A 12234-nucleotide genomic window follows, 5' to 3' on the forward strand; every position below is an offset into this window, starting at 1 on the left:
AAGATCTGAGCAGCCCGAGCATAGTCCGGCCGGTCTCCGGGGCGACGGGCCCGGTGGCCGGGACCTTGCGGTGCGCTGTCGGCAAACTCACGTCTCCCGCGCCCCGTGCCGCCCCTAGAATTCGGGTGACACATCGAGTTACTTAACGGTAGTTAGCAAGCCAGTCAGCTCTCAGGGGAGTGAGAAACCTTGGCGGGAACCGCTGATTTCGATCTGTACCGGACGTCCGAGGAGCACGACATGCTCCGCGAGTCGGTGCGCTCGCTCGCCGAGGCGAAGATCGCCCCGTTCGCCGCCGAGGTGGACGAGCAGGCCCGCTTCCCGCAGGAGGCCCGGGACGCGCTGACCCTCAACGACCTGCACGCCGTGCACGTCCCGGAGGCGTACGGCGGCGCCGGCGCGGACGCGCTGGCCACCGTCATCGTCATCGAGGAGGTCGCCCGGGTCTGCGCCTCCTCCTCGCTGATCCCGGCCGTCAACAAGCTCGGCTCCCTCCCGGTCATCCTCTCCGGCTCCGAGGAGCTGAAGAAGAAGTACCTGGGCCCGCTCGCCAAGGGCGACGCGATGTTCTCGTACTGCCTGAGCGAGCCGGACGCGGGCTCCGACGCCGCCGGCATGAAGACCAAGGCCGTACGCGACGGCGACCACTACGTCCTCAACGGCGTCAAGCGCTGGATCACCAACGCCGGCGTCAGCGAGTACTACACGGTCATGGCCGTGACCGACCCCGAGAAGCGCTCCAAGGGCATCAGCGCCTTCGTCGTCGAGAAGGGCGACGAGGGCGTCTCCTTCGGCGCCCCGGAGAAGAAGCTCGGCATCAAGGGCTCCCCGACCCGCGAGGTCTACCTCGACAACGTCCGCATCCCCGCCGACCGCATGATCGGCGCGGAGGGCACCGGCTTCGCCACCGCCATGAAGACCCTGGACCACACCCGCATCACCATCGCGGCCCAGGCCCTCGGCATCGCCCAGGGCGCCCTCGACTACGCCAAGGGCTACGTCCAGGAGCGCAAGCAGTTCGGCAAGCCGATCGGCGACTTCCAGGGCGTGCAGTTCATGCTCGCCGACATGGCCATGAAGCTGGAGGCCGCCCGCCAGCTCACCTACGCCGCCGCCGCCCGCTCCGAGCGCATCTCCGCCGGCGGCAAGGACGAGGACCTCACCTTCTTCGGCGCCGCCGCCAAGTGCTACGCCTCCGACGCCGCCATGGAAATCACCACCGACGCGGTCCAGCTCCTCGGCGGCTACGGCTACACCCGCGACTACCCGCTGGAGCGCATGATGCGCGACGCCAAGATCACGCAGATCTACGAGGGGACGAATCAGGTGCAGCGGATCGTCATGGCGAGGAACCTGCCGTAACTGGGTTTTCGCAGGTCAGCGGCCATTTTCGATGGCTCGCGGGCTGTGATCGGCTTCCGGTCCGTTCGGGTCCGTTTCGGGCCGATCATGGGCGTCATGCTGGGGAAATCCTGGGCTGACGCTGGACGGGAAACCGCCTCTCACCTGCATAAACGCAACGGCCCCCGGCACTCTGCCGGGGGCCGTTCGTATGGGCTCTGTCAGGCGACTTCGGCCTGTGCCTCTGTGGGGTCGTCCGCCCCGGGCGTCAGCATCGTGGCGATGGCCGCCAGCCCGCGCTGCTCGGCTCCCTCAAAGATGTAGTGGTAGTGCTCGCGCAACACATCCGTACTGCTGTGACCTATCCAGTCGGCCACATCGTTCTCAGGGACGCCCGCGTACAGGAGCCGCGATCCGTAGTAGTGCCGCATGGAGTGTGGCTTGCAGTACGTCACCTCCCCCCTGGGACAGAGCCACCATCCAGATCTGCCGGTAGAAGTACGACGCGTACAGGTACCCGGTGCGCGACACGTTGGGGAACAACAGGTGCTCCGGCCCTCACACCGTGGTTCTTGATGTGTCGCCGAAGCTCGAAGGCAACGTTGGGCGGGAGTGGCACCACGCGGCCGGGCTCTTCCTCGTCGTGGGCCTTGATGTGCCGCCGCTGTAGCGCGCTGCTCTTGCCGGACTCCGTTTCGCCGTCCTCCGCGATCTGGAAGCCAACGCGCAGAACTTCGGCTTTGAAGTCGATCTGATCCCGAGAGACGGCCATGGCCTCACCGATACGGAGCCCGCAACCGGCCATCAGCCACAGCTTTGCGCGGTACCGGGGTGGGGCGCCGTCGAGCGCAGCCAGAACTTCCCGCGTTGTGAGCCGTCGTGCCTTGCTCTTGTGCTCGCGGATCTCCTTGGCACGACTGCCCGCGTGCTTGATCTTCTTGCACGGGTTGCGGCCGATGATCTCGTTGACAACGGCCCAGTCCATCATCCCGGAGAAGAACGAGAACCGCTGACGCCGCGTCCGTGCGGACAGCTTGCGGTCCGTCTCCATCCACAAGAGCCACTGCTCAATGTCCGCCACCTTCAGGGACACGATCGAGCGCGCCTTGAAGAACGGCTCAATGGTCGTGTTCAGGATCGAGCGGTACTGCTTCTTGGTGCTGTCTCCAGCTTCCTTTGATTGGTCCACTGCTCCCGACCGCTGTCACAGGCTCGCTCGACGCCAATCCCTTCCGAGCACTCCTCTAACCAACCAACAAAGCGAGCCCCGGCCCATCTCTGGCCGGGGCTCTTTCGTTGCTTCGGCCCTACTCCGCTCGTTCGACCAGGGCGACCGATGTGCACAGGCGTCGGAACCGGGCGTGCCCCGTTCGGCCGGCATGGCTCATGCACTGCACATCGACGGTCGCGCCGTCCGACGCAGGCTTAGCCTCCCAGGCGCACGTCAGGCACTTCGCCTCGAACGTCACCTCTGTGTCCGGCTGCTGAGTGATCCGGTGCTTCGTATACCGCAGGATCGAACGAGGCATCGTGGTGCGCTCCCCCCATCAGGCGCGGACGGTCGGGCAGGCAAGGTCCGGTGCGGCGCGGTTCGGGGAGCAGGTCACCAGAGCTATAGACAGAAATGCGGGCCTCTCCAGGTAGAAGCCGTGGGACACGTCTCCACCCCAACCCAGCCGATCGGCAGCGGAGTAGACCAGCAGCGCTAGCCGCGTACTGTCGCGGTCCGACTCGCAGGCGAACCGGGGTGCGTACTCCGCCAGTCGTTGCCCGAGCCATTCCGCCGCTTCCTTCGGCTCCTCCCAGGTGCCGCGCACGAGCTTCGCGGGCTTGATCAGCCAGTGGGCCGTTTCCAGCGGTGGCAGGTCCACGGTTGGGAACTCCGCCTTCACTTCCTTGTACCTCGCGAACAGCTCCGGCTTATCGGCCGGAGGAGGGTCAGGATGCGGGGGCCGTCTCAGCGCCTCGTCATCGAACCGTTGCTTGGAGCCGGTCCACAGATAGCCGTGGTGGTGCAACTGTCGTCCCGTTCAGAGCAGGAAGAAGAGGGGCGCCCGACCGGCCCTGCCTCTCGGGGATGAGCCAGGACCGGGGGCGCCAGGGATGGCCGTCAGGCAGACAGGCCGAAGCGGGCCGGGTCGATACCGGCCGCGTCCAACTCGGCAGTGGTGAAACGCAACGGCTCCGCACCGGGCCGCTTGCTGTCGCCCAACGCCCACGCGTTGGGGCCGATCTTGGCCAGCGTGGCGCAGGACTCGCCGTCGGGGTGTGTGTTGCCCCCGCACGCCTTGAGGAACGTGACACCGTCGATGGGCAGGCTGTACAGGTCGGTTCCGGGCATAGGTGTGCCTTTCTGTGAGATCAATGCTGGGGGCAGACTCAGAGCTGGTACTGATCCGACTTCGACACGAACACGACACCCGGGCCAAGAGCCGTTGCGCTCTCCCGAAAGATCTCGTGCAGTATCGACCTGGAGTTGTCCCGCATCGCGTTGGTCAGGTTGTCGTCCAGTAAGGCCGCCTCAGACAGGAGCAGAATCATTTCCGTGTCTGCCATAAGCCGACCGTTCTTCGTCAGCCACACAGGGATGCGAATGTTCCCATCATCATCCCGGTATGCCGGACGGCTTGGGATCGGGTCCATCCGCCAACCCAGCGGGGCCTTCTGACGGTCACTCTTCGGTTCGGTCGGCATGAGTACATCCTCGGGCCGCAGGCGAGGGACCTCTAGTGCTATTTGCGTTGTCGGGTAAAGATCCCGGACCACTCGTTCAGGAGTTCTCGGCACTCGTCTCCGAACACTGCGTACGACTCGTACCTCTCGAATTCCTCGCGGTATGCGTTCACGTCACGATGGTCCCGCAGGACCAATGCGCCGGTGCCGGTTTCCACGGTGGCTAGTCGCCGGTCGTATACCGTGAAAGTATTCAGCGGCATCTCTGAAATGTGGCCTGCCAAGGGGATGACCCCAAGTCGAACACTAGGAATTCGAGATACCGAAGTCAGTCGGTCGAGCTGCATTGCCATGGCGAGAGGTGGCAGTAAGGGCCAGCGAACGGCCTGTTCCGTCAGCAGGAACGTAAACGACTTTGACGAGTCGTAGAGGACGCTCTGGCGTTCCAGTTTCTTCGCAATGGTCTTGGACTGGTCTCCGGGAGTGTCCGCGATGCTGGCACGCACGTACTCCGGCGTAGCAAGTAGCCCTGTGATCGCCGAGAGCAGGAAGAATCGGAACTCTGTTGTGACCGTTTCGATCCTGGCTAGCTCGTTCTGCTTCTTATCAAGACCCCGGCGCCGCGAAGACCAATGGTCCTGCCACTCGGTGTTCGCGGTGCGAACCAGTTCGAGGATCTGCGAGGCTGCCGGATCATCGGTCCCAAGCGCTTCAAGGATCAGCTCTACGTCGACAATGGCGGGACTCAGTTTCCCGCTCTCCATGTTGCTGACCTTGGTTTGTGACATGTTGCAGCGGCGAGCGAGCCAGGTCTGAGTCTTCCCGGCTCGCTTGCGCAGGCTTCGCAATGCTTCCGCTAGGTCCGACCTGGACTGACCTAGCCGTTCAGGCTCAAAACTCAAGACCCTTCACGAACTCCTCGAAGGGCACGGACTCAGCTACCGCGATTCGCTGGTATTCGATGAACTGGGCCACGTCGCCCTCGAATACCTCGCGGTTGATCTGCTTCCCGTCAGGCTCATAGTTCATGAGCACGACTTCCGACTGGTCGAACATCCAGAAGTCTTGAACCCCCTCAAGAGGGTTGGTTCTGTCGGTCACGTCAAGAATTCGGATCTGCTCCCCAGCCAAGAGGTGCGGCCGGTAGTACTGGGAGAACTCGAACCGCAGGTACTCAGACAGAGGCCGAGTGACGATGTGGACGCGTCCTTGAACGCGCCCCTCCGTGACCTGTCTGCGGAGCCGGTTTGTGTACTCGTTGTGGACCGTTGCCGGGTCGATACGCGCGCCGTCACGGAACGCCTGAAGCTCCTCGGCTTCCTGCGGCATGAGGTACTGCGGCAGGGTCTCAAGACGCCATGCTTCCCGCCGGAAGCCCTCGAAGCGTGCGGCCCACTCCTCACCAGCCAAGAGCACGGACAGCCTCCCTCAGAACGTCTTCGGGGATCTCGACAAGCCCTTCCCCCTCCGGGGGCTGGAATGCCTTGGACACGTCGCCCTGGACGACGATGGAGCCGGAAGCGGTGCGGTAGACGTTCGGGCAGTCGTCCTTGCCGCACGGCCCCCCGTTGCCGTTCCCGGTGAGTCGGGTCAATTCCTCACGAGCCATGGTGAAGCCCCCTGTCCCCGCCCCCTTGTGGGGCGGCTCCACGACCGTACGGAGGGCGTGCCACGCCGTCCATGCGGTCACGCCAATATTTGCGTTGTCGCATAAAACTGTGGTGCTCGCCCACCGCCGGAGGCGGCTTTGGGTATGGCGTGGCAGGCTCATGTGAGCAACGCATGACCAGCAGGAGGGGCCGAGGGAGGTCCCGAGGGGGTCAGCTTGGTGATCATGGGCAAGTGCTGGGGAAATACCCCCGGAAGGGGTGTCTTCCCAGGTCAGAGCCGTGTGCGCTGTAAAGCACGCAGATCTATGAGGGGACGAACCAGGTGCAGCGGATCGTCATGGCCCGGAATCTGCCGTAAGGGGGTCGGGGGGTGAGCGTCCCGGTCCTTTCGGACCGGGGTGTTCATCCTGTGACGCACCTTCCTGAGCGGCCCCCGTCGCGCTGCGGGGGCTTCCCGTTGCCCGGCTACGGCCGGCTCACGACGTTTCGTGGGTCGTCGAGCCATATCCGCTGGCCGTCCCGGTCGGCCGACAAGCCGAACCGCGACCGTTCGGGCCGCCCCAGGCCGTGCCACCGGCGGAACGCCCCGCGCACCTCGTCCCACAGCGCCCGCGGCCCGTACTCCTCCACCTCGTACGTCGCCGCGTCAGGTGCGTACTCCACGGCCGCCCAGGACGCTCCGTCGTCGGAGAAGAACCACAAGGTGGCTTCACCACAGTCGTCGGCGTGCCACCGGTACCACGCATCGGTGACGATCAGGCCGGTGAAGAACGCCGGTGCGTCCTGGATGACGTGCTGCGGTGGGATGTCCGTCGTACTGTGTTCGCCCTCCTCCCCGGCGTACAGGTCGGCGATGCGCCCGGTCCCGGCGCGTCGGGTGCGGTCCCACATGAAGGACGGATAGCCGGAGAACGCACCCTGGGCCACCCCGTTCCGTACCTCCAGCGCGACGAACGAGCCACTGAAGAAGCTGCTGCCCCACGGGGTGACGATCCGTCCGTCCGGGCATTGCTCCAGCCACGCCGACGGGATGTCCCGCATGGTGCAGGTGCAGATGACGCGGTCGTACGGAGCGCCCTGCCGGTAGCCGTGGCGTCCGTCACCGGCAACGGCTGTCAGCCGGAACCCCGCACGCCTGAGGTTGCCCAGGGCCATGATCAGCACCGCCGGGTCGAACTCGACACTCGTCACCCAGCTGTCGCCCAGCCGGTGGCACAGCCAGGCGGCGTGGTATCCGGTGCCGGTGCCGATCTCCAGCACCCGGTGTTCGTCCCGCACATCGAGCAGGGCCAGCATGTCGAGCATGACCGACGGCATGGAGGAGGACGATGTGGCGAGCCGGAACCCGCCGTCCGGAGTGTCCTCGCCGTCGTTGACCTGGGTCACGACAGGGGCGTCCGTGTAGACGGCCGCCAACCAGCTTTCAGGGTCGGCGGTGAAGTCGTGTCCCTCGAACACCCTGGGGATGAACAGTGCCCGGTCCACGGCGGCCACGGCGTCGCGCCACTCCGCGGGCAGCGGCCCCCTGCTCGCCAGCGCCGCCAACAGCTGCCGCTGTGTCGTCATCCGGTGTCAGCCCTTCGGCGGCTCGTACGGCTTGGTCGGCCCCGGCGGCCGGTCGCGGTGGCCGTCGCTGTCGGAGGTGTCCGGCCTTCCGGAGTCGTCTCCGCCCTTCTTGGCCATGTGTGCCTCGCTTCCTGGGCGTCATCGTGTGTCATCGCGACGCTACGGAGAGGCATGGGCTGTCGACCACGTTGTTGCACGGGCTTGCACGTGAATCACCTAAGTGTGTCGATCGCTTCGGTGATGAGGGTCCGTGCCGCAGCGCCGTACACGGCGATCCGGGAGAGCCCGGCGAAGGCCTTCGCGTAGACGGCGATCTCACTGGGAGCCGAGATGTTCACCGCGGCCGTGAGCAATTCGACGCTCACCCGGCAGTCGTCGAAGAGATAGAACGCCTCCAGCGGCCACACCCGCCGCTCGGCGGTGAACGGGATGACGCCGAAGCCGACATTCGGCAGGGCCATCACCGCCAGCAGGTATCCGAGCTGCCCGGCCATGGTGCCGGCGTCACCGGTGCGGTGGCGCAGCACGCCTTCCTCCACCAGCAGAGCGAAACGATGGCCGCCCCGGAAAACCACCCGTGAGCGCTCGACACGCGAGGCCGCGGCGGAAACCGAGTCGTCCGGGGTGCCTTGGAATGCGGCGATGGTGGAGAGCAGGGCTGTCGCGTACGCCTCCGTCTGGAGCATTCCCGGTACCACGTTCGAGCAGTACACCCGGAAATTCCGGGTGTTCTCGTACAGGGGAACCACTTCCTCCTGTGCCCGGCGCATCCCGTGCCGGTGCAGTTTTTTCCAGTGCACGTACATCTGCTCTGCATGACGGTTCGCCGCGACCAGATCGGGCACCTGCTCCTCGGCCCCGCACGCCGTGCACCACGCACGGATGTCGGCATCGGAGGCGGGAGTTCTGGCCCGCTCGATCCTGGACGTCTTCGCAGGGCTCCAGCCGCACCGCACCGCCAGCTCATGACCGCTCAGCTCCGCTTCCCTGCGCAGTTCACCGAGGCGCGCGGCGAGCGCCTCTCTGGCGGCCTGGGTGCTGGACGAGGGGGAAACGGACATGCGGCAGTACTCCCCGGGGTCGCTCAGACCGTGTACTTCTCATGGGGAGTGGCGCGCTCCCACACGGACTCGAACGCTGCCGACGCCAGCCGGGACACGGCGGATTCCGTACGTATTTCCCAGCCGGGCGCGGACCAATCTCCGTCACCCGAGAAATGGTTGAAGAGCACGGCCCTGCCGTCGAACACCCAGCAGTCGTTCCCCGGCAGGGCGATGTCCGACGCCAGACGGCGGGGCAACCAACGGACCTGCTCCCCGGCGTGGATGTTCACCGGGGTGCCGGCGTGCTCGTACCGGATGTAATCGGTGACCGGTTCGGAGACGACGCGGGCGCGGCGTACGACGACTCCGCGTGCCACGGTCTCCCGGATCAGCTTCACCCAAGGCGCCCAATACCGGGACGTGGGGTCCGTGTCACGCTCTCCCGTACGTTTCCAGTGCTCGAAATCGTCGATCTCGTCGTCCACGCCGTACACGTCGCGCATCTCCAGATGTACGGCGGAGTGCCGGGCCCCGGCCAGCAGCGTGTCGAAATCCCATTCGCTCTGCGGCATCACATGCCTCCCTGAGGATCGGCACCATACGGGCCGGGACCCGGATGACGGTTTCGTGAGCCGGGATTTCCGCGCCATGACCGGGGGCCGTGAACGCGCCGCATTCCGCCGCCAGCCGTGCGTCCGGTTTCCATCCCTGGAGCACCAGTTCCCGCGCCTCGTCGTCCACCCAGACGGTGGGGGAGCCTTGCTGACCGGTGTCTGGATCAATGCCGATGAACCGTAGAGCCATGGCCGCTCCGATGCCGAGTGGCTTGCGCCGGCTTGCACGAGCGTGGTGGAGGAGGGGTCGAACCGTCAACGGCGCGCGTGCGTACTTCGTGCGCGCCCCAGGGCCGCCCGGCGCACGATGATGCCGACGCGACGGGGCCCGGACCGCTCGCTCGCGGTCCGGGCCCGGTTCCGTCTGCCCGCCGTCCCCCTACTCGTTCCCGCTCACCGTAACCGGCTCATCGTTCTTCAGTTGTTCGACGAGCTTGGAGACCTTGGCCTTGTCCCAGCGGAGGTTGCCGCCGACGGTGCCGGCGATGGGCATGTTCATGGACTTGCCGTCGCCGCCGGTGACGCCCTTCATCGCGAAGAACATCGAGCCGAGGTCGAACAGGCCCATGTCCTTGTCGACGACCAGGGTGTCCAGGCCCGCGCCCAGGGTCGGGTAGAGCTTGAAGGGGTTCATGATCGTGCCGGGGGTGGCCGTCTGGTTGGCGAGGGCGGCGAGGAACTTCTGCTGGTTCTTCGTGCGGTCCAGGTCGCTGCCCGCGAAGGCGTAGCGGGTGCGGACGAAGGCCAGGGCCTGCTCGCCGTTGAGGGTCTGCTTGCCGGCCTGGAAGTCGGCGCCGGACTTCTTGTCCTTGAACGCCTTGGGGATGTCCATCTCGACGCCGCCGATCGCGTCCACGATGTTGGCGAAGCCGGCGAAGCCGATCTCGACATAGTGGTCGATGTGCAGGCCGGTGTTGTGCTCGACGGTGCGCACCAGCAGCTCGGGGCCGTCCTCGGCGTACGCCGCGTTGAGCTTGGTGTGCCGGCCGCGGCCCGGGTACTTCTTGCCGGTCTTGGAGCCGACGAACGAGGGGATCTCCACGTCCGAGTCGCGCGGCAGCGAGATCAGCGTCGGGCCGTTGCTGCCGTCGTGCAGGATCATCATCGAGTCGGTGCGCTTGCCCTCGGCGGAGCCGGTGTGCAGCTTCTTCTTGTCCTCGTCGGACATGCCCTCGCGGCTGTCCGAGCCGACGATCAGGTAGTTCGTGCCGTCGCCCGCCTCCGGCCGGTCGATGACCTTGCTCAGGTCCACCTCGCGGCGCAGCTTGCCGTCGGCCCAGAAGTAGGTGGCGACGGAGGTGACGAGGAGTACGGCGACGAGTGTCAGGACGGTCCACTTGATGCGGCGGCCCCAGTTGGGGGCGGGGCGCTGACCGCGGTCGCCGCCGCGCCCACCGCGCCCGCCGCGGCCTCCGCCTCCGCCGTAGACCTGGCCGGTGTTGTAGCCGTCGTCGTGGCCGGGGCCCTGGCCGGGGCCGTTGCCGTACGGGTCGTAGCCCTGGTTCTGGTGGGGTACGGCGGGGCCGCGGCGCGGTGACAGGTGCGGCGGCAGCGGCGGCTCGGGCGGCTGCTGCCCCGGCCCGGGACCGCCGGGGACGCCGGGGCCACCGGGCCCACCGGAGCCGTACGGACCGCCACGGCGTACGTGCGGCATGGCGCGCGCGCCCTCCGGTTCGGCGCCGCTGCCACGTCCGTACCGGTCTCTGTTGTCGGACCCAGGCCACTCGTTCATGGGGGAAGTCTGCCTGTACTACCGCTCCCCCATACAGCCCAGGCACGAGATCGGGCCGCCGCTGTTGCAGAGCTGATGCAAAGTGACGCGGGGCGTCGCTTGCGCAAACCGGGTGGAGGTGCTCATTCCGGAGGGTTGTGCCTGGTCAGGAGGGAGGGGGAAGGGAAACGCGGGGCGGTGGGGCGCGTAACGGGGATGTGAGGGGTGCGGGGTGCGGGACGGGCGCTGGGGGAGGGTGCGCGCCCCGCGCATAAGCTGGGCGCATGACCGATCTCGTCACCACCGGCCCGGAGGGCGACCTTCCGGGCAAGCCCACCTCCGTCTCCCGTACGACGCTGTCGCACATCATGACGGCAGGCGACACCAACCTGCTCGGCACGGTGCACGGTGGCGTGATCATGAAACTCGTCGACGACGCGGCGGGCGCGGTGGCGGGCCGGCACTCCGGCGGCCCCGCGGTCACCGCCTCCATGGACGAGATGGCGTTCCTGGAGCCGGTCCGCGTCGGAGATCTTGTTCATGTGAAGGCCCAGGTGAACTGGACCGGCCGGTCCTCGATGGAGATCGGGGTCCGGGTGCTGGCCGAGCGCTGGAACGAGTCCACGCCCGCGACCCAGGTCGGCTCCGCGTACCTGGTCTTCGCGGCGGTGGACGAGAACGGCAAGCCCCGCGCCGTACCGCCGGTCATCCCGGAGACCGAGCGCGACAAGCGCCGCTACCAGGAGGCCCAGATCCGCCGCACCCACCGGCTGGCCCGCCGCCGCGCGATCAAGGAGTTGCGGGAGCAGGGCGCGGTGGGCGGGGCCGAGGACTGAGACCTCCGGGCGGGCGCGGAACTCCCGGGTGAGGCGCGAAGCTTTCGGGCGGCGCGCGGAGCTTGTAGGGAGGCTGCGGCGCTTGTAAGGAGGCTGCGGCGCTTCTGGGCGGGGCGCGGCGTTTACGGCCGGGTCGCGGCACTTACGGGCGGACGCGTACGAGGCTCGCCTCGGCGTCGGTCGTGCGTGCGCCCTCCCAAAGGAGTACGCGGTCGGCGCCGGTCTCGGTGAGGAGCCGCTCGGCGAGCCGGGTCCCGCTGTCGAGGGCGCGCTCGACCACGTCCTGGCCGCTGCCGCGTACGGTCCACGCGCCGCCGTCGCATACGTCGAGGCGCCACGTGTAGCGGACGCGTTCGCGCAGGATGCGGTACACGTACGACGGCGTGACGGCCAGGTCGCGGGCGATGGCGGGTGCGTCGAGGCCGTCCGCCGCGGCCTCCAGGACGAGGCGCGGCAGGGCGGCCTCGGTGACCTTGTAGGCGCGCCGGATGCGGCCCGCCTCGGTGAGGGTGAGGTCGTCGGCGCCGATGTCGAGTTCCGGGACGGCCGTCGTACGCGCTGGTCGCGGTGCGGTGCCGGAATCCCGCCGGGCCGCGTGGTTGAGGCGTTCGACGTCCGCCTGGAGCGCGGCTTCCTCCTGCTCCAGCCGGGCCCGCTGCGCCGACAGTCGCGCCGCGCGGGCGGTCAGGTCCGCGGGCCCCGAGCCCTGCGGGGCGGGCGGCGCGTCCGGTACGCGGGGGTCCGGCTGCGAACGCAGGAACTGCTGCGCGACGGCGGTGATCTGCTCGATGAACCAGCGGTCGGAGAGGGGTGATCGTTTCTCGCCCATGGGCGGGACTG

Annotated in this window: 16 protein-coding genes and 1 pseudogene; 2 read left to right on the top strand and 15 right to left on the bottom strand. The window is 67.4% G+C overall.

The annotated features are described in order from the left end of the window. Window positions 1-189 precede the first annotated feature (189 nt). The gene (locus tag CP973_RS05510; RefSeq protein ID WP_150238065.1) at window positions 190-1362 is read left to right on the top strand and encodes an acyl-CoA dehydrogenase family protein; all 1173 of its coding nucleotides are present in this window, start codon (window positions 190-192) and stop codon (window positions 1360-1362) included. Between the two features lie 200 nt (window positions 1363-1562). Here the strand turns inward: CP973_RS05510 and CP973_RS05515 are convergent, their stop codons facing one another. The 14 genes and pseudogenes from CP973_RS05515 to CP973_RS05580 form a co-directional block, all read right to left on the bottom strand. Further along, the gene (locus CP973_RS05515; RefSeq protein WP_150238067.1) at window positions 1563-1772 is read right to left on the bottom strand and encodes a site-specific integrase; all 210 of its coding nucleotides are present in this window, start codon (window positions 1770-1772) and stop codon (window positions 1563-1565) included. Window positions 1773-1792: 20 nt separating this feature from the next. Further along, the gene (locus tag CP973_RS05520) at window positions 1793-2530 is read right to left on the bottom strand and encodes a tyrosine-type recombinase/integrase (protein ID WP_150238069.1); all 738 of its coding nucleotides are present in this window, start codon (window positions 2528-2530) and stop codon (window positions 1793-1795) included. Between the two features lie 118 nt (window positions 2531-2648). After that, on the bottom strand, window positions 2649-2870 hold the full coding sequence (locus CP973_RS41920; protein WP_150238071.1) for a DUF7848 domain-containing protein: 222 nt from the start codon (window positions 2868-2870) through the stop codon (window positions 2649-2651). 18 nt (window positions 2871-2888) lie between these two features. Next, window positions 2889-3359 carry a hypothetical protein gene (locus CP973_RS05530; RefSeq protein ID WP_150238073.1) on the bottom strand — a complete coding sequence of 157 codons (471 nt, stop codon included), beginning with the start codon at window positions 3357-3359 and terminating at the stop codon, window positions 2889-2891. Window positions 3360-3451: 92 nt separating this feature from the next. Further along, a complete protein-coding gene (locus CP973_RS05535; protein ID WP_150238076.1) occupies window positions 3452-3682 on the bottom strand; it encodes a DUF397 domain-containing protein in 231 nt (76 codons plus the stop codon). A gap of 38 nt (window positions 3683-3720) precedes the next feature. Next, window positions 3721-4035 carry a hypothetical protein gene (locus tag CP973_RS05540; protein ID WP_150238078.1) on the bottom strand — a complete coding sequence of 105 codons (315 nt, stop codon included), beginning with the start codon at window positions 4033-4035 and terminating at the stop codon, window positions 3721-3723. A gap of 38 nt (window positions 4036-4073) precedes the next feature. Beyond that, window positions 4074-4916 (bottom strand): helix-turn-helix domain-containing protein, encoded by an 843-nt coding sequence (locus tag CP973_RS05545; protein WP_150238080.1) that lies wholly within the window; start codon window positions 4914-4916, stop codon window positions 4074-4076. Beyond that, on the bottom strand, window positions 4906-5430 hold the full coding sequence (locus CP973_RS05550) for a DUF6879 family protein (RefSeq protein ID WP_150238082.1): 525 nt from the start codon (window positions 5428-5430) through the stop codon (window positions 4906-4908). Before CP973_RS05550 ends, CP973_RS05545 begins: the two co-directional genes overlap by 11 nt. Then, complete coding sequence (locus tag CP973_RS05555; protein ID WP_150243174.1) at window positions 5414-5623, bottom strand: hypothetical protein; 210 nt, start codon at window positions 5621-5623, stop codon at window positions 5414-5416. The genes CP973_RS05550 and CP973_RS05555 overlap by 17 nt, the downstream gene beginning before the upstream one ends. Before the next feature lie 466 nt (window positions 5624-6089). After that, a complete protein-coding gene (locus tag CP973_RS05560) occupies window positions 6090-7190 on the bottom strand; it encodes a methyltransferase domain-containing protein (RefSeq protein ID WP_150238084.1) in 1101 nt (366 codons plus the stop codon). Between the two features lie 212 nt (window positions 7191-7402). Next, window positions 7403-8251: a helix-turn-helix domain-containing protein gene (locus tag CP973_RS05565; RefSeq protein WP_150238086.1), complete on the bottom strand. Its 849-nt coding sequence runs from the start codon at window positions 8249-8251 to the stop codon at window positions 7403-7405. 23 nt (window positions 8252-8274) lie between these two features. Further along, window positions 8275-8805, bottom strand: a complete 531-nt coding sequence (locus CP973_RS05570) for a DUF6879 family protein (RefSeq protein ID WP_150238088.1) — start codon at window positions 8803-8805, stop codon at window positions 8275-8277. Then, window positions 8780-9037, bottom strand: a pseudogene (locus tag CP973_RS40700) (hypothetical protein); the annotation flags it as partial. The gene CP973_RS05570 and the pseudogene CP973_RS40700, both read right to left, overlap by 26 nt. Window positions 9038-9226: 189 nt before the next feature. Continuing rightward, a complete protein-coding gene (locus CP973_RS05580; protein WP_150238089.1) occupies window positions 9227-10579 on the bottom strand; it encodes an LCP family protein in 1353 nt (450 codons plus the stop codon). Window positions 10580-10842: 263 nt separating this feature from the next. Here CP973_RS05580 and CP973_RS05585 point away from each other — a divergent pair, with 263 nt between their 5' ends. Continuing rightward, complete coding sequence (locus CP973_RS05585) at window positions 10843-11394, top strand: acyl-CoA thioesterase (RefSeq protein ID WP_030594923.1); 552 nt, start codon at window positions 10843-10845, stop codon at window positions 11392-11394. Window positions 11395-11536: 142 nt separating this feature from the next. Here the strand turns inward: CP973_RS05585 and CP973_RS05590 are convergent, their stop codons facing one another. Further along, a complete protein-coding gene (locus CP973_RS05590; protein ID WP_150238091.1) occupies window positions 11537-12223 on the bottom strand; it encodes a hypothetical protein in 687 nt (228 codons plus the stop codon). Window positions 12224-12234 lie beyond the last annotated feature (11 nt).

The sequence above is a fragment of the Streptomyces albofaciens JCM 4342 genome (genome assembly GCF_008634025.1).
GTDB classification, from domain to species: Bacteria; Actinomycetota; Actinomycetes; order Streptomycetales; family Streptomycetaceae; genus Streptomyces; species Streptomyces albofaciens.